The organism is Blautia caccae, from assembly GCF_040095955.1.
Lineage (GTDB): Bacteria > Bacillota > Clostridia > Lachnospirales > Lachnospiraceae > Blautia > Blautia celeris.
On the sequence record NZ_JBBMFP010000009.1, the window covers coordinates 176,285 to 198,315 of the forward strand.

Annotated in this window: 17 protein-coding genes; 1 reads left to right on the top strand and 16 read right to left on the bottom strand. The window is 47.5% G+C overall.

Features of this window, described 5'->3' with window-relative positions; genetic code table 11:
- Positions 1-3: 3 nt before the first annotated feature.
- The 3 genes from glgX to WMO65_RS12095 form a co-directional block, all read right to left on the bottom strand.
- Positions 4-2,106, bottom strand: coding sequence for a glycogen debranching protein GlgX (gene glgX, locus WMO65_RS12085; RefSeq protein ID WP_033140513.1), 2,103 nt, complete (start codon positions 2,104-2,106; stop codon positions 4-6).
- 134 nt (positions 2,107-2,240) lie between these two features.
- Positions 2,241-2,912, bottom strand: coding sequence for a YkgJ family cysteine cluster protein (locus WMO65_RS12090; RefSeq protein WP_033140514.1), 672 nt, complete (start codon positions 2,910-2,912; stop codon positions 2,241-2,243).
- A gap of 41 nt (positions 2,913-2,953) precedes the next feature.
- Entirely contained in the window at positions 2,954-3,682 is a 729-nt protein-coding gene (locus WMO65_RS12095) for an alpha/beta hydrolase (protein WP_148391588.1), read from the bottom strand.
- Positions 3,683-4,988: 1,306 nt separating this feature from the next.
- Here WMO65_RS12095 and WMO65_RS12100 point away from each other — a divergent pair.
- Positions 4,989-5,531, top strand: a complete 543-nt coding sequence (locus tag WMO65_RS12100; protein ID WP_148391589.1) for a hypothetical protein — start codon at positions 4,989-4,991, stop codon at positions 5,529-5,531.
- A gap of 79 nt (positions 5,532-5,610) precedes the next feature.
- On the opposite strand, the gene WMO65_RS12105 is transcribed toward WMO65_RS12100, so the two are convergent.
- The 13 genes from WMO65_RS12105 to aspA form a co-directional block, all read right to left on the bottom strand.
- Complete coding sequence (locus WMO65_RS12105) at positions 5,611-6,966, bottom strand: phosphomannomutase/phosphoglucomutase (RefSeq protein WP_033140516.1); 1,356 nt, start codon at positions 6,964-6,966, stop codon at positions 5,611-5,613.
- An 18-nt stretch (positions 6,967-6,984) separates the two neighbouring features.
- On the bottom strand, positions 6,985-8,442 hold the full coding sequence (locus WMO65_RS12110; protein ID WP_148391591.1) for an FGGY-family carbohydrate kinase: 1,458 nt from the start codon (positions 8,440-8,442) through the stop codon (positions 6,985-6,987).
- Positions 8,443-8,446: 4 nt separating this feature from the next.
- The gene (locus tag WMO65_RS12115; RefSeq protein WP_148391592.1) at positions 8,447-9,502 is read right to left on the bottom strand and encodes a 2-hydroxyacid dehydrogenase; all 1,056 of its coding nucleotides are present in this window, start codon (positions 9,500-9,502) and stop codon (positions 8,447-8,449) included.
- Positions 9,499-11,088, bottom strand: coding sequence for a xylulokinase (locus WMO65_RS12120; RefSeq protein ID WP_148391594.1), 1,590 nt, complete (start codon positions 11,086-11,088; stop codon positions 9,499-9,501). Before WMO65_RS12120 ends, WMO65_RS12115 begins: the two co-directional genes overlap by 4 nt.
- A 21-nt stretch (positions 11,089-11,109) precedes the next feature.
- Positions 11,110-12,261 carry a uroporphyrinogen decarboxylase family protein gene (locus WMO65_RS12125; RefSeq protein ID WP_187370527.1) on the bottom strand — a complete coding sequence of 384 codons (1,152 nt, stop codon included), beginning with the start codon at positions 12,259-12,261 and terminating at the stop codon, positions 11,110-11,112.
- 2 nt (positions 12,262-12,263) lie between these two features.
- Positions 12,264-13,391: an ABC transporter ATP-binding protein gene (locus WMO65_RS12130; protein ID WP_148391597.1), complete on the bottom strand. Its 1,128-nt coding sequence runs from the start codon at positions 13,389-13,391 to the stop codon at positions 12,264-12,266.
- The gene (locus WMO65_RS12135; RefSeq protein ID WP_033140520.1) at positions 13,384-14,526 is read right to left on the bottom strand and encodes an ABC transporter ATP-binding protein; all 1,143 of its coding nucleotides are present in this window, start codon (positions 14,524-14,526) and stop codon (positions 13,384-13,386) included. The genes WMO65_RS12130 and WMO65_RS12135 overlap by 8 nt, the downstream gene beginning before the upstream one ends.
- 9 nt (positions 14,527-14,535) lie before the next feature.
- Positions 14,536-15,369 (bottom strand): carbohydrate ABC transporter permease, encoded by an 834-nt coding sequence (locus WMO65_RS12140; RefSeq protein ID WP_033140521.1) that lies wholly within the window; start codon positions 15,367-15,369, stop codon positions 14,536-14,538.
- A gap of 15 nt (positions 15,370-15,384) precedes the next feature.
- Positions 15,385-16,314 (bottom strand): carbohydrate ABC transporter permease, encoded by a 930-nt coding sequence (locus WMO65_RS12145; RefSeq protein ID WP_054351079.1) that lies wholly within the window; start codon positions 16,312-16,314, stop codon positions 15,385-15,387.
- 76 nt (positions 16,315-16,390) lie between these two features.
- Positions 16,391-17,815 carry an ABC transporter substrate-binding protein gene (locus WMO65_RS12150; RefSeq protein WP_148391598.1) on the bottom strand — a complete coding sequence of 475 codons (1,425 nt, stop codon included), beginning with the start codon at positions 17,813-17,815 and terminating at the stop codon, positions 16,391-16,393.
- Between the two features lie 98 nt (positions 17,816-17,913).
- On the bottom strand, positions 17,914-18,717 hold the full coding sequence (locus tag WMO65_RS12155) for a DeoR/GlpR family DNA-binding transcription regulator (RefSeq protein WP_033140524.1): 804 nt from the start codon (positions 18,715-18,717) through the stop codon (positions 17,914-17,916).
- A gap of 668 nt (positions 18,718-19,385) precedes the next feature.
- Complete coding sequence (locus WMO65_RS12160; protein ID WP_148391600.1) at positions 19,386-20,273, bottom strand: fructose bisphosphate aldolase; 888 nt, start codon at positions 20,271-20,273, stop codon at positions 19,386-19,388.
- A 215-nt stretch (positions 20,274-20,488) separates the two neighbouring features.
- Positions 20,489-21,925, bottom strand: a complete 1,437-nt coding sequence (gene aspA / locus WMO65_RS12165) for an aspartate ammonia-lyase (protein WP_081960241.1) — start codon at positions 21,923-21,925, stop codon at positions 20,489-20,491.
- Positions 21,926-22,031 lie beyond the last annotated feature (106 nt).

A 22,031-nucleotide genomic window follows, 5' to 3' on the forward strand; every position in this document is an offset into this window, starting at 1 on the left:
TCCTTATTGATTTCTTTCGTAAACCGAACAGAACTCACACCCGGTCAGGACTATGACACTCCTGGGGCCGGCAAGTATACTGTCACTGTCCAGGCGGACAGGCTGTTTTTTCCACTCCGAACCGATCTCTCCGGTATTCACGGATACATGCCACAGCAGGGGCCGCGGAAGCTCAGGCAGTCTGACTGAAACAGGTTCCCAGAAGGCATTCACCAGGAGATAGACAATGTCATCCCTGCCGTTATCCTCATCATAGCCTGTGAACATCACTGCCGTAACCTTTGCCTCCTGCCCGAAATTCTCCACCCAGGGATTTTCCCCGTGGAAGCTGATCTCCGGAAGGCCGAAGCGGTTGCTGCCCAGATTGCCGCTGATGCTCTTATGGCTCTTCCTGAAATGTATCATGAACCGGAAGAATTCATACACATCTCTGTGTGTCTCAAGCCTGCTCCAGTCAATCCAGGATATCTCGTTGTCCTGGCAGTAGGCATTGTTATTCCCATACTGGGTGTTGCAGAATTCATCCCCTGCGTAGAACATAGGCGTCCCTCTGCTGCACATGAGGACTGCGCAGGCATTCTTGATCAGACGCATTCTCAGCGCATTGACCTGAGGGTCATCTGTCTCTCCCTCCTCCCCGCAGTTCCAGCTCCTGTTATCATCGGAACCGTCCCGGTTTTCCCATCCGTTGGCCTCATTGTGTTTCCAGTTATAGGAATACAGGTCATAGAGTGTAAAGCCGTCATGACAAGTCAGGAAATTAACGGAGGCATTTTTCCCCCGTATCTTGGGCTTGTAAATGTCCGTAGAACCTGCGATGCGCATGGCAGCCGCCTGGGCTGACCAGAGTCCGCCCTTCAGATACTCCCGCAGGTCATCCCTGTACTTTCCGTTCCACTCTGACCAGCGGCAGAAGGCCGGAAACTGCCCCACCTGGTATAGTCCTCCTGCATCCCATGCCTCCGCAATCAGCCTGGTGCCGCTTAACAGGGAATCATAGGCCAGAGACTCCACAAGAGGCGGCCGTTCCATGGGTGAACCGTCTTCGTTCCGCCCCAGAATCGACGCCAGGTCAAACCGGAAACCGTCAATATGGTAATCGGAAACCCAGTATCTGAGGCATTCCTGAATCATTCTCCTCACCACCGGGTGATTGCAGTTCAGTGTATTGCCGCAGCCGCTGAAATTATAATAATGGCCGTCCGGCGTCAAAAGATAGTAAATGTTGTTGTCAAATCCTTTAAACGATATAAAAGGCCCCTCCTCGTTTCCTTCAGCCGTGTGGTTAAACACCACATCCAGAATGACCTCTATTCCGTTTTCATGGAGCGCCAGCACCAGGTCCTTTAACTCCATTCCCTCCCGGTTGTACTCTTTTGAGGCCGCATAACTGGTGTTGGGGGCAAAAAATGCCACGGTATTATAGCCCCAGTAATTGATGACCTGCCGGTCATTCACCATTCTCCGCTCCCGCAGCTCATCAAACTCAAAGATGGGCATAAGCTCCACTGCATTAACTCCCAGATCCTTCAGATAGGGGATTTTCTCCTTAATGCCTGCAAATGTTCCCGGGTGCTCAACATCTTCTGCCATCTTCGTAAATCCGCGGACGTGCATCTCATAAATGATCAGCTCATCCATGGGAACCTTTGGCTGCCGCTCTTTTCCCCAGAAAAAATCATTTCTCACAACTCTGGCCCGATATCCTTTTTCATTCACCTTTTTGCCCCATACACTCTGGCCTGTCACTGCCTTTGCATAGGGGTCAAGGAGTATGTGGTTCTCATCAAAGAGAAGGCCCTGTTCCCTGTCCCAGACACCGCCCAGCCGGTAAGCATACTCAAATTCTCCGATATCCAGACCGAACACCATCATGGAGTACACGTCACCGATCTTAAAATGCTCCGGAAACCTGAGAACCGCATACGGTTCCTCCTCTGTCCTGTGAAAAAGCAGCAGCTCACAGAACGCCGCACCCTTTGAATGCACGGTAAAGTTAACGGCAGTCTGTAAAACTGTGGCACCGTAGTTGCCGTACAGCCCCGGGCATACCTGAAAACCTGCCACCTCGTCTGTTGGTATCCATTTTTGAAGCTCATCATTCATGCTGACATCCCTCCCTGAATTTTATGCGATCACGGTTTTCGGTTCTCTTACTTTGCGGGAGAGTCGGAAAAAGCCCGGCAGCAGCCAGGCTCCGGGAGCTCCCATACGGTACACAGCATTTCTTCCGGGAGGCATCAGTCCTGCCTGAGCACTGACAGCAGCTTCCTCATCTGTCCCAGGCGCTCCTCAAACTGTACATAGAAGTCTCTTCCGCTTTCAAACGGCTGTGTATAAAAAAGATTCAGGACATACATGTTCAGATCTTTCGTGAGCTGCTCTTCCTCTTTTTCTTCCAGAAGATTCCGGATGTCTTTCAAAAGAAAATGCCATTTGGCAGCAAAATCTTCATAGTTTTTCAAATCCGGCACATCCAGCCATTTGCTCACTTTTATTTTAGTCTTATTTTTCTTCGGGCATTCCTGATTCTGCAGGTAATAGAAAAAACCTTTTTCCTCATAATATCTCCCCAAGGGAAATAACCGGCAGAGCCCCGGACGGAAGGCATGGACCTTACATCTTCCATTTTCATCTAAGAAGGTACACTTTTCTTTTGCTCCTGTCATCCGCAGATTCGGCAGAATACTGCCCTCTGCCACATGCAGTTCTATGTGGCTGTTCATCAGGTCTTCAAAAGTGAGGCCCAGGTTTGTCTCCAGCCTGTAGACATCAAGGGGGTCCAGTTTAATGGAGTCCCCCATGCCCCGGCAGCACTCGGAACATCCCTGGCAGCCTCCGCAGTCAGCCTTCACCATATCTCCCGCTTTATATAATTTCTTTAAGTCCTCTGCAAGAACTTCTCTCTCCATGTATAAAACCTCTCTGTCTTATGTATTTCTGTTTATGGACTTTACAGAATGTGTTTGAAAATTTCTTTGGCCGGCTGTACGTCACACTCTGTGGGAGATTTTCCCCCATAAGCCAAAAGTCGGGAAATCCCTCTTGCCACGCGTCCCTCCGGGTCATCAAAATGACCGCCCGGATTACTCTCACAGATAACCGGACAAAATTTCCCCCAGTGGGCAGCCAGACGTTCTGTGCACACTTTTACGGAAGCCATTCTCACATTGCGGACTTTATGCTCCCTGCTGCCAAGAGATATATAGATCAATGGATTTTCGGCTTTCATACTGTGGGACATGGCATAATCTGCCCAGCCATCAAACCAGAGGGAACCGGACATGGTGCCGATTCTGTTGAACTTGTCCGAATGGTACATGGCATACACGGCGAATAATCCGGCCATGGAATATCCCACGATTCCTCTGTCCTTCACTTCAAACGTAAGATTCTGTTCCGCCCGGGGAAGAAGCTCCTGCTCAAAATACCGCAGATATTCCCCGGCTCCGCCTGTAAAATCCGTGCTCTTTGCAAAAGCCTTCTCTGCCTTCCAGGGAGAAAAATCACCGTTCCAGTCTCTTCCCGAAACGCCCGCAAGGACACACGGCCTCGTGATCTGCTGCCATATCTTCTCCCCTTCCTCCCGGGAAAAAATGTGGCACCAGATAACAGGAACCGGTTCTTTTATCTCCTCTCCCCAAAGGTAGATTTCACATTTCTCTTCTTTAAAACTTTTCATGGCAGCAATAAGACCTTTCTGTGTGCAGTCAGTATTTTTACTGGTGTTGCCGCTGATTTATACAAGTTCAGCACAGTAAATGTACAGATACGGCTGAACGGTTAGCAATTTATTTTCTTCTTTTTTATTATAAGGGACGGGGTAGAAAACCGCAATGTTTTTATTCGCAGGGACGGGAAAATGGGGACGGGAAAATGGCCGTAGGCGGGGCTGCATGATAGCATGACATGGGAGGGGCAGCTGCGAGGGATGACTCTGATTTTTCTTGCTCTATAGACAAATTGAAAGGAATCTAAATCTCTTATTATCGTATATAGTCTTAAGCGCCTGGCAGCAAGTTCTCCCCACTTTACGGCTAATTTTAGAGAAATCTTTGGTTTTCGTAGGTGATTTTAGGGCATCTGACAATACTTTCTTCTTGTTTTACAGATAATTTATTAAAATTTTTAGTTTTTATAAGTAATCTTAGGACTCCTGGCAATAGTTTCCGCCTGTTTTACAGATAATTCGAAGGATGTCTTTAGCTTTCGTAGGTAATCTTAGGGCGCCCGACAATGGTTTCTTCTTGTTTTGCAGATAATTCATTAAAAAGCTTTAGTTTTTATAGGTAATCTTAGGACTCCTGGCAATGGTTTCTGTCTGTTTTACAGATAATTCGAAGGATGTCTTTAGCTTTCGTAGGTAATCTTAGGGCGCCCGACAATAGTTTCCGCCTGTTTTACAGATAATTCGAAGGATGTCTTTAGCTTTCGTAGGTAATCTTAGGGCGCCCGACAATGATTTCTTCTTGTTTTGCAGATAATTCATTAAAAAGCTTTAGTTTTTATAGGTAATCTTAGGACTCCTGGCAATGGTTTCTGTCTGTTTTACAAATAATTTGAAGGATGTCTTTAGCTTTCGTAGGTAATCTTAGGGCGCCCGACAATGATTTCTTCTTGTTCTGCAGATAATTCATTAAAAAACTTTAGTTTTTATAGGTAATCTTCAAGAACCAGACCATGTCTTCTGCTTGTTTTACAGATAATTTGAAAGACAGCCATATAATCTATAGGTAAATCCGGAAATTCGACATGTGTCCTTACTTTCCAGGTAATTCAGAACTCTGATATCTAACAGATGATGTGCGATGGGTAATATATAAATACAACAAGGGTATTTATAAAATGAGACAGCAATGACCCGGTATGGCGTATGGAATCTATATATAGCTTGCAGGCTGCAGGAAATGTAGTATAATAGTGTCTGGCTGTCCGGATGATCTCCATGCCGGACTGTATCATAAAACTGCACGGGAGGTCTTGTGAAAATGAATCTGATATTCCGGAAAAATTTTAAAAATGCAGTGGAACGTGTGCTTCATGTTCCCCATAACTATACAGGCGGTATTCTGGAAATGACCTTTGTGTTGGATTATGCGCTTTCCAAAGAATGTGCCGTATCCATGACAAAAGAGATTGCCGCTGTGCTCCGCTCCCATAGCCATGTCTTTCAGAATGTCCGGCTCAACCTTCTGCACTGGAAGGAGAACGAGGTGCTTGTAAACCAGGTGGTGCCAATTTCCATGCTGCAGCTTGGGAGAGGGTTGGAAAACTATGAATCCCTGCCCGGAAATAAATCCCTGGACACCCTTACAGATACCCTGAAACGCTTCCACGCCAGGTCTAAGCTGGTAATCTGCCTGCTCGGTACAGGATCAGCCGCAGGCGCGGTGGTGCTGGATGAGGAGAGGACAAAAAAGAATCTGCAGCCATTTCTTGGGCGGAAGAGTATATTCTTATGTGTGCAGGAGGACGGGGAATGCGTTAGTCCGGAGATTGTGATGGGGGCTGAAATACTTTCCAAAATATAAGGACACAAAAAACGGAGACTGCATTGCCGGGGAATATATCCATATTCCCCGGCAGCATAGTCTCCTTTTTCCGTTTTCCTTATCCCTTTGCCAGATTCAGCAGAGATTCCTTTAACTCCGGCACTGCCGCCTTCACAATTCCTCTTATCCGCTCAAAAGCCTCCGCATCTGCCGCCTCAATCCGGTACGTCATGGCCTGTTCCGTTACAGATTTTCTGAGCAGGAACCAGCCGTCTGCAAATTCAATACGCACACCGTCCATTCTGCTCACAGGATAGCATTCTCCCATCTCTGCCGCCTTATCCAGCCATTTTTCCTGTTCCTCATAGGGGCAGAAGACCCTCAGATCCGGTGTGATGATGGAATCCGGAAACTCTTCTGCCATCTCTGCCAGGCTCCTGCCTTCCTCCTCCAGGATTTCGCACATTTTCAGTGTTGCGTAAAGGCCGTCATCTCTGCCGATTTCCCGGAAGAAAAAATGTCCGCTGATCTCCCCTGCTGCCAGTGCCCGTTCCTTTAAAAAACGCTGCTTGATGAATCCGTATCCGCTCCGCTCCATCACAGGCATCCCACCGTAAGCCAATATGGTATTCTTCACCAGGGAGGCGCTTTTCTGATCATATACAAATGAACCGGGGCCTCCTTTCAAATACTGACGGATAAAAACGGCAAAGCTTTTCTCACTGGTCAGATAATGCCCCCTGTTGTCAATAAAGACAACTCTGTCCCCGTCTCCGTCATAAGCGGCTCCCAAATCTGCCCCTGTTTCCAGAACTTTCTTACAGACATCTGCAAGGCAGTTATACTCTGCGGGATTGGGGTTCCTGTTCGGAAAATTTCCGTCGTATCCGCAGTAAAGCCGGCTCACCTCATACCCCATCGTTTCCATGATCTGTGGTACAATTTTACTGGTGGCGCCATCACAGCAGTCCAGGACTATCTTCAGACTTCCCTTTCTGCAGTTTCTTTCTATGAAAGCCGCGTAGTTTTTCTCCACATTTCTTGTTTCATATGAGCCGTTCCCTGTTAAGAAGTCTCTCAGGTGCACCAGATTCTCCACCTTTTTGATTTCTTCCGACGTCACCGGGAAATTCCCGAACATCATTTTAAATCCATTATACCGTGCCGGGTTGTGGGATGCTGTGACCATGATTCCTCCCTGCGGCGCTTCGGTTCCAAATTCCGCTGCGTCCAGAGCGTAATAAAACATAGGTGTGGTCACACAGCCTACATCTATCACATGGATGCCCGTTTCCATCAGTCCCCGCATAAGAGAGGCCTTCAAAACCGGTGTTGACAGGCGGATATCCCCTCCCACCGCCAGCCGCTTTCCCCTCTGCAGGGTCCCGACTGCTCTGCCGATGAGGTAAGCATCCTTTTCATCAAATTCCTCTCCGTATATCCCCCGTATATCGCAGTCTTTATAAATACTCATGTAACACTCCTTCGCTGTTCATCCTTTTCCAAGCTGATATCTCTCTTGATACGCCTCAAATGCACACTGATAAAGCTCATCATATAGAGAGGTAAGCCCGTACACCGGCTCAATGATGTCCCGGTAAGAAATCATGTGCCCTGCTGCCTCCGGTAAATCATGGTAGCAGGAAGCCGATGCCGCTAAAATCGCACATCCCATAGCCGCCCCCGTATTCTCCGGCACTTTCAGCATCCTGTCCAGTACACTTGCCCGTATACGCAGCCACTCCGATGATCTGCAGGCCCCGCCTGTTGTAAAGATCTCCTGTCCCACACAGGCGCCGCACTCCTGCATATGTTCAAAGGCCAGCCGTTCAGCGTAGGCCACACCTTCCATGAGCGCAGCATAATGAATCTGCGGATCGGAAATATCTCCTAGGACAAATGCCCGGGCCTCCGGGTCCAGAAATGGAAAACGTTCCCCTCTGCCATGCAGAGGATAACTGATGACCTGCGTGGGAATCACGTCCATAACTCCCCGGTTCCACATCTCAAACTCTTCTTTTTCAAAAAAATCATTCAGACACCTTCCCCCAATATTGGAGGCGCCTCCAAACATCCAGTCCCCGGAGGGCAGTTTGTGTGAATAACTGCTTCCCCCCGCATCGACGAATAGTTCTTTTGTGACTCCTTTTAAGACCATGGTCGTTCCGATGATGGAAGCCCAATCTCCTCTTTTGACTGCTCCTGTAGAGACTGCGGACACATAACCATCTGTCGCTCCGGCAGCAACCACGGTATCCGGTGAAAACCCAAATTCCTCCGCAGCCTCTTTTGTGATATTTCCTATGACCTGCCCCGGGGGAATCACCGATGGAAATATGCGCCGGTCAAGCCCCAGCACCTCAAGCAGTTCCGGCCAGACTTCTTCTTTCAGGTCAAACCCGCTTTTCAGCGCATTGGAGTAATCCGTGATTCCATATTCACCTGTAAGCCTGCCTACGATATAGTCTGACTGATGCACCATGTATTCTGCCTTCTCATACACATATGGCTCCTGCTCTTTTATCCACAGGATCTTCGGCAGGGCAAAGGATGCGTTGAATACATAACCCATTTTCTTTTCCAGCTCACCGGCATGTTCGTGTATCTTCTCCGCCTGGACAGCCGCGCGCATATCATTATACATCAACGCATTCCTGAGAGGATGCTTCTCTTCGTCTAAAAGCACGATTGTACCAGAAGTACCGTCTACCGTGACGGCGCGTATTTCCGTCGGCTTTCTGCCCGTCCTCTTAAGTGCATCCACACACTTTTTTATAACCGTTCCGGCCGCATCCCACCACATAGCAGGGGCCTGTTCATACCAGCCCTCTCTCCTGCTTGTATTCAGCTCCCAAAAGTTGCATGTCCCCTGTGCAAAGACTTGGCCCTGTTCATCACATATAATACCTCTGGCTCCCTGGGTACCCACATCAATCCCTAAAAAAAGCATCCCATCACCTTGATCCTTTCAGGACTTCCGGGTTCATAAGAAATCTTGGCATCTCCCCCGCAAAATACCGTTCTGCCTGTCCGAGAACCATGGCAGGACTGTCAGCAAAAGCCTCCACTGTATCTCCGCTTTTATGACAACTGAATGTCAGATTATCCAATTCAAAAAGTGGGCTGTCCATAGGTACCGGCTCCACCTCATAATTGTCAATGGCTGCCCCTGTGATCCACCGTTCCTTCAGTGCCTCATAAAGGGCATCCATATCAACCAGAGGAGACCTGGCTGTATTGATAAAAACTGCTGTTTCTTTCATCATCCTGAACTGCTCTCTTCCCATCATGCCCCTTGATGTCTCAGAAACTCTTGCATGCATGGAGACGATATCACTGCGTTTTAACAGTTCTTCCAGACTGACTGCTTCTCCCCCCGCCTCCAGCACTTCAGCTTCCTTCACATAAGGATCATATACCAGCAGCTTTACCTGGAACGCTGCCAGAAGCCTTGCGACCGTCCGGCCGATGGTGCCGAATCCGATAATTCCTACTGTCCTGCCTTTCATCTCATGGATTCTTCCGAAGTTGGGGAAGGTTTCCAACCAACGGTGGTGTGCCTGCATGGAGGCATGACAGCGGCCGATATTTCTGGTCTCTGCGATCATCAGTCCAATCGTCATCTCTGCCACGGCGTTGGCATTGTGCGCCGGATTGGCAATGACAGGTATCCCTGCCTTTGTAGCTGCCTCCAGGTCGATATTCTCAATTCCGCCTCTGTTTGTCAGCAGTAGCTTCAGACATTCAGCCTCCTCAAAGACCTGGGAGGGTATGGGGCATTGATGCGTCTGTATCACATCCGCATCTCTGATCTCTCTCATGATCTTATCCGGTACAGGCACGCAGCGGGACCCTGTCGTCTCCATGTTCTTGATATAGACCCGCATCTCTTCATGAGACTTTGGCCCGAAATAAAAGAATTTTTTCTCATCATAACGGACAAAGCCTTCTATTCCTTTTTCCATCATTTCCGGTGGAAGCAGCAGGTCACCAATGCATACGATTTTCATATATTTCCTCCTTCGGTTCTCATCTCTCTGCTTTCCTGCCTCTGCATATGTGAATCAAAGCAGGGAAGCAGGCATTTCTGCAGCTCACAGAAGGTCTGATAATTTATCTCATACTGTCTTTGTTTATGAGCATCAGGCAGATACGTCCGTCCGATGGTCTTCATCTTCTCTGCCCCTTCTTTCAGGCTCGAAAACACACCTGCCGCGCAGCCTGCCACCACCACATCTCCCATAGCTGCCCCCTCTGTGTTTTCCTGTATGGTCACAGGAATCCCCAGGATGTCACTCAGCATCTGCATCCAGGCACTGCTCTTGCACGGACCGCCTGTGGCGACGATTTCCCGAACCTCATCCGGCCTCATCCCCTGGGCATCAAGGACAATATCCACGTTCTGCCTAACCGCATAGCAGGTCCCCTCCATCACGGCCCTGAGCATTTCTTTTTTCGTGGAAGTCCCTGACAATCCGAAGAATACCCCCCTTGCATTGGGGTTATAGATTGGAGATAATTCACCTGCCAGATACGGCAGAAAAACAATTCCATTCGCCCCGATCGGGGCCTCCGTCACATAATCGCTCATGACTGTAAAGACATCCTTATGAAGGGTCACTGCACACAAAGTCTCCATATCACAGACAGCCTCTTTCATCCATTTAAAAGCTCCGCCCGTATTGGACATGACTCCTATATTCATCATATAATCCTTATCCGCATATCCGATCGTGATGAGCCTGTCATCTGTCTTATACTGCTCTCTTTCCCCACATTCCTGGAGCATGACCACGCTGCTCCCTGTCCCGCAGGAATAGGCCATTTGATTTCTGCTGAAGATTCCTGCGCTCAGTGTTGCCACTGCCGTATCCGAAGCTCCTGCTGCCACCATAGTCTGTTTTGGCAGTCCCAGTTCTTCAGCGGCTTCATTTGTTAAATGTCCAATCACCTCATGACAGTCGCAGACTTTCGGGAAACGCCTCAGATCGATCTGCAGTTTTTCTGCCAGCCTTTCATCCCATTTTTTTTCAAAAATGTTATAGAAATGATAGTTCGTAGCCATAGATCGGTCAATGGTAAAGCGGGAAGTAAGCCTGTATGTAATGTAGTTACTGCAGTCCAGAAACATGGCTGTCCTGTCATACAATTCTCTCTTATATTTTTTAAACCAGAAGAGTTTTGAGACAATATGATAGGGACGAATCGAGGCCGGATTCACAGAAGCGATCTCTTTTCCGTAATCTCTCTGAAGTTCCAGACTCTCCTCCACAGCCCTTCCGTCGGCCCATATCATGCCGTTCATCAAAGGCTCTCCGTCCTCTTTTACAGGTGTAAGAGTCGGCGTGTGGCTACTGACACAAAGAGCCGAAACCTGTTCCTTTTGAAAAGCGCCCTCTGCCAAAAGCTTGCCGACACACCATACAAATGCACTCCACCACTCTTTCGGATCATGTTCCGTCTGATTTTTATAAGGGGTTATCACAGGATAACTCTTATAAGCCGTTATCATCACTTTTTCCATCCTGACACTGTATGCCAGGGCCTTCACACCGTTTGTGCCGAAGTCAAACCCCATAAGAATCTTATCGTCCATTTACACCGTCCTTTCTGCCGCTTAACTAAGCGGATATTTTCCATATTCATGAATCGCTTCATACATGGCGATCACATTTTTCATGGGCACGCCGCCCTGTATGTTATGGGATGGAGCGCACAGATATCCTCCGCCCTGTCCCAGATCACGGATTCTCTTTTTTACTTCTTTCCTGACATCCTCCTCATTTCCTAAAGCCAGTACGTTTACGCTGTCTATTCCACCATGGAAGCAAAGGCGGCTGCCGAATTCCCGTCCGATCAGAGCTGTATCCATCCCCGCTGCCGACGGCTGGATCGGATTTAAGATATCTGCTCCTGCATCTATAAAATGCTGAATAAAAGGATAGACACCGCCGCAGGTATGGATTGAGAGTTTCCCCTGGGGATTGTGTTTCCGAAATTCCCGTTTCACATGGTTCCATTCTATTTCATGGCGGGGTTTTACCACCTGTTCGTAATATGCAGGATTAATCAGAGGACCGTTCTGAGTCCCCACATCTTCCCCGTTCAGTCGGACATAAGAGAGATACTCTCCTATGGTATCCATCACCATAGTCTCTACTTTCATCTGGATTTCCCTTGTTTTATCCATGATGGCTTCCACGATTTCCGGTTCTGTATAGAGGTATGCCAGATAATCTTCAAAGCCTAACAGGAACTGTCCCATCTCAAAAAGATGTCCACCCACCTGGCAGGTAAGGGCAAAGTCTGTCTCCTTATAAAGACTCCTCACCAGCGGCACCGCCAAATCCGGGTCATAGAGTTCCTCCGGTTCTGGCCAGTGATAGGCATAGACGTCCGCTACATCCTCGATTCCTGCCAGAGGCGCATCTCCATTGATGTACATAAAATCCGTCTCTGTATCCCAGATTTTCTTTCTGAGAACGCCCCACTGGTCCCGGAATTCATCCTGTTCGATGGAAAAATTCTTCGGCACAAATGCATTTGCAGAAAAATGCATGATGTCAATATCCAGCTTTTCCAATACCTCCGCAGATGCAAATGCGTGATTACAGTCATCCCACCAATACGGCTCAAAGGGCACATGCAGATATTCGCACAGCTCCATGTACGCCGGCGGCGCAATGGTCATATCACAGGGAACCCGGTCCGGCTCCCGGTGGTTCAGTGCAGTCTCGACACGTTCTCTTCTGGTATATACTTTTCCCATAATCATCCTCCATTTCTTTGTCCCTGTTCCCTCACACGCTCTCCTGTTTCCCTGTCAAAGAGGTACAGCAAATCTTCCTTCATTTTCACATATATCCTGCTTCCTTTTTGGAAAACCAGCATATCTTCTATCACGATTGTAAGAAAATCCTCCAGGATACGAATACTGATGATTCTCTCATCACCCAGATTTTCAAATACATCCACGGTAAACTGTGCATCATAGTCTTTCTCATCGGCGATCATAATGCTGGTAGGCCGGATTCCCATGGTATACTGCTGTCCGTCTTCCAGAATGGAATGAAACTTAGCCGGTGCCTTTATCCTGGTGCCATCCAGCAGGAGAAAACAAAAGCCGCCGTCCGCTTTCTGCACAGTCACTGGCAGCAGATTCATCGGAGGTTCACCGATGAAATCTGCTACAAATATATTGACCGGGTCATTGTATATCTCATCCGGCGTCCCATACTGCTGCAGCACTCCCAGTTTCATGATTGCAATATGATCAGCCAGGGATAATGCCTCCATCTGGTCATGGGTCACCAGGATCGTGGTACATTTAATCTCTTTGTGCAGTCTTTTGATCTCTCCCCTTAAAATCTGTCTCATCTTCCCATCCAGGTGAGACAATGGTTCATCCAGCAGCAGGATTCTCGGATTCCTTACCAGGGCCCTGGCTATATTGACCCTCTGCTTCTGTCCTCCGCTCAGGCCCTCCACTTTTGCATCCAGCAGTTCTTCCACCTTCATGGTCTTAGCAATCTTCCTGACTCTCTGGTCGATTTCTTTCTTGTCTACTTTGTTCGCCTTCAGACAAAAGGCGATGTTATTGTACACTGACAGGGGTGGATATAAAGCATAATCTTCAAATGCCAGTCCTATTTTCCGCTCTTTCGGATGGATGTCATTGATGACCATATCACCAATGGCAATCTCACCTTTTGTGATCTCCTCAAGTCCTGCGATCATGCGGAGCGTCGTGGATTTCCCGCATCCGGAAGGGCCAAGAATGCCGAGAAACGTACCGTCTTCAATCTCCAGATTCAGGTTGTTTACTGCATAGACGCCGTCCTTTTTTCCATTGCCCTGGTCATACATCTTGTACAGATTCTGCAGTTTTAAATTAGCCATTCTTTCCACCGCCTCTCATGACTTCCTCATTGTGGCGCACCAGGTATTCCTTTGTCTCACTGTGAAAGAAAATACCTTTATCCATGTTAAAATGAAGATAAATCGCCTCATCGATCTCAAATCTCTCATCCACATGTACAATAAAACGTATCATATCATCACCAAGGCTTACTGTAAGCTCCACTTTATTTCCAAGCGGTTCATGGGTATAGATCTTCCCCCGGACATATCCTTTTCGCGGCTCTCTGCTGTAGTCAATCGCCCAGCCCCTGAAGCCGATATCCACATCCTTTACCCCCGCACACTGCAGTCTCTCCCCCACGTCATCCGGCACCGGATAGACTTCCTCTCCATAGGGGAGACGGATACCGGTTCTTCCTTTTTCCTCCGTCACACACCCCTTTAGGATATTGATCTCACAGTCTCCGAAAAGCTTTGCCACAAATTCCGTCTCAGGCAGGTAATAGACCTCATTCCCTGTCCCTACCTGGCAGATACTGCCCTCATGGATAACCGCTATCCTGTCTCCAAGGCTCATTGCCTCCGTATAGTCATGTGTCACATAGATTGTCGTGGTGTGAAATGCTTCCTGCATGGATTTCAATTCCTTGCGCATGGAATTCCTGAGCTTTGCATCCAGATGGGCCAGCGGTTCATCCATAAGAAATACATTCGGATTTCTTACCAGGGCACGTCCCAGTGCAATCCTCTGCCGCTGCCCATTGCTGGCCTGAGTGGGTTTCCGTTCCAGAAGCTCGGATATATTCATCATCGCTGCAACTCTTTTCACCTCGCGGTCCACCACTTCCTCCGGCTGCCGGTGCTTTTTCGTTCTCATGCTGGAAGCGATGTTTTCGTATACCGTTTTGTGAGGATACAGGGCATAATTTTCAAACACCATGGCCACATCCCGCTCCCTTGGCTCCACATAATTCATATATGCATCGTCAAACAGGATATCCCCTTCCTCCGGGTCTGAGATGCCGGCTATCAGATTCAAAACAGAGGTTTTTCCGGCGCCTGCAGGACCGAAGATCACATAGAATTCATTGTCTTTTACATCAATGGATACATCCTTCAGCGCTGTGATGCTGCCATATTTTTTTGTCACATGATCCAGTCTGATTCTCGCCATTTTATTCACCTATCCTTTCACGGCACCAAAGCTCAGTCCCCGGACCAGATGTTTCTGGATGCACAGACACAACACGATTTCAGGTGCTATGGCGATCAGGGATGCCACAGCCATCTGCCCGTAATGTATCGTGTCCGTAGCGATATACGTCAGTGCGGAAACTGTAATTGTCTGGATATTAAACCCACAGAGCATCAATCCAAACGTAAAGTTATTCCAGCAGAAAATGAAGGTCAGAAGCGCTGCTGCCACAAGACCCGGCCGTATGAGCGGTATCAGCATTTTAAAGAACACCTCAAACCAGCTGTATCCGTCAAGTTCTGCCGCTCTTTCCATTTCCACGGGAATATCTTCAAAGTACCCCCGCAAGACCCAGATCAGCAGCGGAAGACCAATAAACTGATAGATCCATATCATTCCGAAATAGGTGTCATACAGATGCAGTTTTTGGAATATGGCAAATAACGGAATTATGATAAGAATCTCAGGCGCGAACTTAAACGAAAGTATCGTAAACGCCACAGTCTCTTTCCGCTTAAAATTATATCTTGCCAGGGCATAGGCCGCGGGTACGCCCACGATCACGGACACCAGCACCGCCCCGGAACAGATAATAAAGTTATCTCCAAACGCTTTTACATAGTTTCCCGTAGTCAGGACATTTCTGAAGTTATCCAGTGTGGGTTTAAATATGAACAATGTCTTGAACATATCCACATCGCTCTTGAAAGAAATGATAACCATCCAAATGAGCGGGAAAACGGAAAAGATCGTATAGATCACAAGAAAAACCGTACTGGCGATCCCCAGCACTTTTGCAAATCTCGATTTGTTCTGATACATAGCACACCCTCCTCTCTATCCGTTGTTCGCTGACTTTGCTTTCAGCCACGCTTTGACCAGTTTACTGCTGATAAAGTTTATGATCACCCATAAGACCAAGATCTGAGGAACCGCTTTTCCGATACTGGAATAGGTGAATGCATCCCGGTATGCACTGAGTGAAAGATTCATCAGGGTATCCCCGGGGCCGCCTTTTGTCGTAGAATATATGATAGAAAACTCCTGTATCGCAGCGCACAGCCTGAAGATCAATGTGATCAGGATCACCGGTTTTAAAAGCGGCAGTGTCAAAGTCTTAAAGGTAAACCATGCGCTTCCCCCGTCGATCATGGCTGACTCATAGGGTGACTTTGGAAGTCCCTGAAGGCCTGCCAGGATGAGAAGCAGCACAAAAGGCGTATATACCCAGGTGTCAATCAAAATGACGGAAAACAATGCGGTGGAGGAATCAGCCGTCCACGGAAATCCATACACGCCGAACAGATTCAGGAATCTTTCCACCACACCCACAGAGGAATTGGTCATCAATTTAAAAAGCAGTGTAGCAATGACCGGAGATACCATCAGAGGAAAGATCAAGACCACCTTCAAGATCCTGGTGAACAAATTGTCTTTCCGATTCAGAGATAAGGCGATTACCAGCCCCAGTCCCATCTCTACCACCAGTGCGGCTATGGTATATTTCACGGTAACCCACAGAGAGTGCCAGAAATTCACTCCCTTGAACATTTCCAGCCAGTTTTTCAGTCCCACAAAATGCCATACCGGCTTTTTCAATGAATAATCCGTCAAGGAATAAAACACAGCCTGATAAAATGGATACAAGATACCAAGCGTCACTACCAAAGTGGGCAGTATGATAAGCCATGGCCGCAGGCGCAGATTCATGGGCTTTTTATTCAGCTTCTGCCCTGTTTGTTTCGTTTTTGCCATATTTCCCCGCATGACCCAACCTCCTCATTTTCGTAAAAAAAGTCAAAAAAAGCCCGCCCAGACACCAATATCAAGGCGGGCCCAGTTCTTATTCCGTAATCTCTATATGTGATACGATCTCATCCAGCTTTTCTTTTAACTTGTCCATTCCCTCCTGTGTGGACGCGTATTTACCTTCCACCAGCTCCTGTAGTGTCTGGCACCAGGTCTGTGACACCTCAAAGAAATATGTCTCGGGTGTGTAATACATCCTTGTGTAATCCACTGTGGCATCAAAAGTCTCCACAAATCCCTCAGAATTTTTAAGCAGTTCCTGGTATGCATCTTGGTCATAGCTTGACTGCCTGGGGGTATTTACAATCTTCGCGCTTACAGAAGATTCATTCTGATATTCTTTGCCTGAAAAATACTGTAAGAACAGCCATGCGGCATCCTTGTGGGCAGATGCGCTGTTCATTGCCAGGGACCAGGTCCAGAGCTGTGATTTTGTATCTGCATCTGTCTTGCCGTCCGGCAGAGGAATGGGAGCAATCACCAAATTCTCTGCTTCTGCCGCATTTTCTGGGATTGTCTGGGAAAACGCGTTGTTGGTGGCATCCAGCATAATGGCTGCTGTTCCTGCACCTAATTCCCCACCGCAGGAAGACCAGGTCGCACTTGCCCATGTAGGACTTCCGCCCTCCTGGATCAGTTTTACATACCAATCGGTCATTTCCACAGCTTCCGGGCTGTTTACTTTTGAGACAAGCTTGTCACCCTCCACTTCAAAGTCAGTGGCCCCCCACATCTTATACAGACTCTGATAAGCAGTGATGATGGTTCCCCAGCCTAATTCCCCGCGGAGTGCGACACCGTAGGAGTTTTCCCCATTGTGTTTTTGAAGTGCCCTGGCGGTCTCTAAAAGCTCTGAGGTGGTTTTTGGAACCGGCAGGCCCTTCTCATCCAGGATTCTCTTGTTGTAGATCATGACATTTGATTCAAATCCCATTGGCAGGCCTAAAAGGGGACCTGTTCCCATTTCATGGCCCTCAACGCCATCCCAGCGCGCAGAGTCCAGAATCGACTGGAAGAAATCATCCGAGTCAAAATCAGGATTTGTCTTCTTATCATTGTCAATATAGGGCTGCAGGTCTTCCATATAGCCGGCGCTTCCGTATTCCCAGATTTGATAAGGTCCTGTCATGAAAATGTCCAGTTTATCTGATTTTGCGTTTAAAAGAGTTCCTATCTTGTCAAAATAATTCGATTCCGGTATAGTCGAATGCTCCACTTTTATGCCGGTGAGTTTCTCAAAATCCTCCATTTTCTCTATGATCGGCGTTACATACTGATGTTCGTTGAACAGCACCGTTATAGTATCCCCGGAGCACATATCCCAGGAAAACTCTGCATGATCCGTGTTGCTCCCGCCCTGTGATTCCTCTTTCTTATCGGAACCGCAGCCGTTCAGCGTAAACATCATACTTACAGACAAAATCACACCCAGAAACTTCCACACCTTTTTGTTTTTCATACGGTTTTATCCTCCCGTTCTTTTGCTTTTTAAACTCTTATATAAACTGTCCGAACAGACCGTGCGCACTTTGAATCTGTCCTTTTCAGCCATACAATTCACACTACCGTGTCCTTCCAATAATTGACTGGTTCATTGCCGCAGATGACCCGCACCCCTTTCAGCCTGAGCTGCTCCACAAACTGGATAGGGGCGCCCCAGTCTGTGATCACTGTATCCATTTCCTTAATGGGACAGATTAGGGATAAGGAGTCGTCACCGAATTTTGAGTGATCCAAAACTATAAATGACTCCTTGGATGAGTTCATAACTGCTCTTTTAAAATTCGCTTCCCCTATGTTCGGCGTTGTAAATCCATGTTCCAGGGAAAGGTGGTTTCCGCTCACAAAGCCTTTATCAAAAAACAGCCTCCGCACCATCTCATCTGCGAAGTTCCCTGTACAGCAGAGAATTCTGTGCCTTACCTCTCCTCCAATCAATACCACCGGGATGTCTTCTGCTTCTGCAAGCTCCATGGCAATATTGATTGCATTGGTGGTCACCATGATTTTTCTCTTTGGCCCCTTCTTGATCAGTCTTGCTATCTGCAAAGTGGTTGTCCCGGAATCCAGCATGATGGCATCCCCGTCATTGATGCATTCATATGCGGCTTTTGCAATTGAAAGCTTTTCTTTCAAATATTTGGGAACTTTCTCAGAATGTGAATATTCCTGCAGGGAACCTTCCACACTGACGGCTCCTCCCCATGTCCTTTTTATTTCCCCCTGTTCTTCCATCTTCACGAGCATCTTGCGGACGCTGACCTCGGACAGTTGAAACGCTTTGCTCAATTCTGCAACTGTTACCGATGATTTTGCACTCAGCAAATTTAATATGTACTGCTTTCTCTCTTCCTGTAACATTGCTTCCTCTCTTTTTTCTTTCGTTCTATCCATCTTTTCCGGATGCCGGCTGGTTCGTCTGAAAATGGAATCTGTGCTTATTTAGCTCTGCTAAATATGATGTGATTTCCTGTTGTTTTTATAAGTTAATTTTACAAAAGCCGCCACAAATTGTCAATCTATTCATAAACAATTCATACATAATCAGCATAATGTTCATTCTTATCTTTCATTTTGATGTATATCTTACAATTTTCAGTTTCGTTTTCCCATTTTTCTCTTTCGTTTTCAATATCACTTGAAACCATTCGTAACTTTCGTTATATTTCAGACGAGTAAAATATAACATTCTAAGTCCATTTTCTCTGCTTTCCGGCCTCTCCTTTCCTTTATTCGCAACCAAAACAAAAGGTTTCATAACAATTTAAAACCTGTTTCTTATGAAATCTAAAGTCTTTTGGAAGTATTATAATGAAAAATAGCAGATAATAATATATATTTGCGTATATTTACTGAATGGTAATTTCTACCATGGGAATTGATGGAAGAACAGCAGACAATTCGCCTGTATCTGCTGATAAAAAGAAACGTTTTCCTCTAAAACTATAAAAGGTGCTGCAAACTACGCAGCACCTCATCATAGAATATACCCTGCAATTGCAGGAAATACTGTCATTATATCACTACCCTCAGGTAATAGAAGCCTTATAGATCGCGTCTATGGACTCCCTCAGCAAATTATTGAACTCTTCCTCCGTCTGATTAACATTCAGCCCCTGGGTCAGTGCTCTGGAGAAGCTGGCTATCAGGCCCGGATTCCGGGCTAATTTTTCGTCTGCCTCATCCCTGCTGTAACCCCCGGAAAGAGCCACCACACGAACCACATGAGTGTCTTCCATAATGTCAGAATAAAAACCATCCACATCCGGAATCGAAAGCTTGAACATAATCTGTATACTGTCATCCAGTTTTGCCAGATGCTCCTGCAGATATCCTTTCATGATTCTTTCAGACTCCGCTTTATCTGTACTGAAAATGTCAATCTCCGGTTCCAAAATGGGAACCAGTCCGGCTTCTGCGATCTGAATCCCCAGTTCAAACTGTTGTTCCACAACAGCACGGATGCCTGCCTCATTGGCTTCTTTAATGACGGAGCGCATCTTGGTTCCGAAGATATGACGCTCTTTTGCCCGTACAAGCAGTTCATCCAGTCCCGGAATGGGTTTCATGCACTGTACACCATTCTCCACCAGTGCAAGTCCTTTGTCCACTTTCAGAATCGGAAGGATGTGTTTCTCTTCCCACAGATAATCTGCCGTCAGTTTTCCTTCCACTTCCCGCTCCATAGTCTTTTCAAAGAGAATGGCTGCCAGAATATGCTCCGAAGTAAATGCCGGGCTGGTCATGATCCTTGTACGCATAGAGTGGACCAGGTCAAACATCTCTTCCTCCCCATGGTAGCTGTCCTCAGCAATACCATAGAGTCTCAGCGCTTTCGGCGTACTGCCGCCGCTCTGGTCAAGGGCTGCTATAAAACCTTTTCCCGAACGCATTCGATTCAACTGTTCCGTGTTCATGCTTCCTCCTTTCGCCGTTTGTCAGTATCCATGCTCTGTCCGCATACGGTGAAATCTGCCTCTCCTCATACGCAGGCAAACCGGCTGGCTGCGCGGTCTTTTGATTCTGACAGCAGCGCTGCTGCCGCCATTCTTGTCATGTTGTCTGCAATACCCGGATTATAGTGATTTTCACTAAATCCATAAGAAAAACATACCACTTTTTGTCCATTTTGTCAAATGTTATCCAGTAACTGTTCACCGGAAATTCCCGGTTCCGTCATGGAGTAGGGGTTTAAAATAACATTTAACTCCTCCTCCCCAAGCAGTTTATCTCTCAGGATCAGACTCCGCACGGAAGCCCCCGTTGAAATAGCCTCCTTTGCAAGAACGGCTGCCTTTTCATATCCCACATGAGGACAGATGGCAGTGATGATGCCCACACTGTTCTCCACCATATTCCTGCAGTGCTCCCGGTTGGCTGTGATCCCTTTGATACAGTTGTCCACCAGCGTATGCACGGCAAAGGTCAGGGTCTCAATGGACTGGAAAAGATTGTAGAAGATGATCGGCTCAAAAGCATTCAGTTCAAGCTGTCCCGCCTCTGTTGCCATGGCAATGGTCATATCATTGCCGATGATGTTAAAGGCAACCTGATTCACTACCTCCGGGATGACCGGATTGACTTTTCCCGGCATGATGGAGGAGCCATTCTGTCTGGCCGGAAGATTGATCTCCCCAAGGCCGGCTCTCGGTCCGGATGATATGAGGCGCAGGTCATTGGACATTTTGGAGAGATTGACTGCGCAGGTCTTCACAGCGCCGGATACCGAAGTATATCCATCCAGATTCTGTGTAGCATCGATCAGGTCATAGGACTGCACCAGATCCAGGCCGGATACCAGAGCGATATTCTTCACTACTTTCTGGAGATACTGCACATCTGCGTTCAGGCCGGTGCCGATGGCTGTCCCGCCCAGATTTAAGGAACTCATCTCCTCCTTTGCGTGTTCAAATCTGGTAATATCCCGGCGGATCGCCGTTGCATAGGCCCTGAATTCCTGACCGAGACGGATGGGCACCGCGTCCTGAAGCTGTGTCCTGCCCATTTTGATCACATCGTCAAACTCCTCCGCTTTTTCCATAAGCGCCTGATACAGCCGCTCTAACTGTTCCTTTGCCCGGTTCAGAAGCTTCAGGGCTGTGAGCCTTCCGCAGGAGGGAAAGACATCATTGGTGGACTGCCCGTAGTTTACATGGTCATTGGGATTGACAATAGAATAATCTCCCTTTCTGCCTCCTAAAATCTCGACGGCCCTGTTGGCGATCACCTCGTTGGCGTTCATGTTCAGGGATGTCCCTGCACCGCCCTGGATTGGGTCCACAATAAACTGGTCGTGAAGTCTGCCGGATATGATCTCGTCACAGGCCCGCACGATGGCGTCCGTTCTTTTTTTATCCAGCCGTCCCACCTCAAAATTCGTGATGGCTGCCGCCTTTTTTATCTGCGCCACGCTGTTGATCAGTTCCGGGTGCATATTCATGCCTGTTATGTAAAAATTCTCTGCAGCGCGGAGGGTCTGTACTCCGTAGTAGGCTTCCGCCGGTACTTCTTTTGTGCCGATAGAATCATGTTCCAGTCTTGTCTTTACCATTTTTTCTTTTGTATCCATATCTTTTCCTTACCTCTTTTTCCTGCAGGCCGTTCTTGCCGCCTTACATGTATTTTACAGCGTTTTTCGCCACTGCCTGCCTCTTCTTTTTACTGTTAATATACTG

Coding starts and splice junctions, on each gene's coding strand:
- WMO65_RS12130 (WP_148391597.1), bottom strand. CDS start 13,391: ATGGCTAATTTAAAACTGCAGAATCTGTACAAGATGTATGACCAGGGC.
- glgX (WP_033140513.1), bottom strand. CDS start 2,106: ATGAATGATGAGCTTCAAAAATGGATACCAACAGACGAGGTGGCAGGT.
- WMO65_RS12140 (WP_033140521.1), bottom strand. CDS start 15,369: ATGTATCAGAACAAATCGAGATTTGCAAAAGTGCTGGGGATCGCCAGT.
- WMO65_RS12115 (WP_148391592.1), bottom strand. CDS start 9,502: ATGAAAATCGTATGCATTGGTGACCTGCTGCTTCCACCGGAAATGATG.
- WMO65_RS12160 (WP_148391600.1), bottom strand. CDS start 20,273: ATGAACACGGAACAGTTGAATCGAATGCGTTCGGGAAAAGGTTTTATA.
- WMO65_RS12125 (WP_187370527.1), bottom strand. CDS start 12,261: ATGGGAAAAGTATATACCAGAAGAGAACGTGTCGAGACTGCACTGAAC.
- WMO65_RS12135 (WP_033140520.1), bottom strand. CDS start 14,526: ATGGCGAGAATCAGACTGGATCATGTGACAAAAAAATATGGCAGCATC.
- WMO65_RS12090 (WP_033140514.1), bottom strand. CDS start 2,912: ATGGAGAGAGAAGTTCTTGCAGAGGACTTAAAGAAATTATATAAAGCG.
- WMO65_RS12155 (WP_033140524.1), bottom strand. CDS start 18,717: ATGTTACAGGAAGAGAGAAAGCAGTACATATTAAATTTGCTGAGTGCA.
- WMO65_RS12145 (WP_054351079.1), bottom strand. CDS start 16,314: ATGCGGGGAAATATGGCAAAAACGAAACAAACAGGGCAGAAGCTGAAT.
- WMO65_RS12120 (WP_148391594.1), bottom strand. CDS start 11,088: ATGGACGATAAGATTCTTATGGGGTTTGACTTCGGCACAAACGGTGTG.
- WMO65_RS12095 (WP_148391588.1), bottom strand. CDS start 3,682: ATGAAAAGTTTTAAAGAAGAGAAATGTGAAATCTACCTTTGGGGAGAG.
- WMO65_RS12150 (WP_148391598.1), bottom strand. CDS start 17,815: ATGAAAAACAAAAAGGTGTGGAAGTTTCTGGGTGTGATTTTGTCTGTA.
- WMO65_RS12100 (WP_148391589.1), top strand. CDS start 4,989: ATGAATCTGATATTCCGGAAAAATTTTAAAAATGCAGTGGAACGTGTG.
- aspA (WP_081960241.1), bottom strand. CDS start 21,925: ATGGATACAAAAGAAAAAATGGTAAAGACAAGACTGGAACATGATTCT.
- WMO65_RS12110 (WP_148391591.1), bottom strand. CDS start 8,442: ATGCTTTTTTTAGGGATTGATGTGGGTACCCAGGGAGCCAGAGGTATT.
- WMO65_RS12105 (WP_033140516.1), bottom strand. CDS start 6,966: ATGAGTATTTATAAAGACTGCGATATACGGGGGATATACGGAGAGGAA.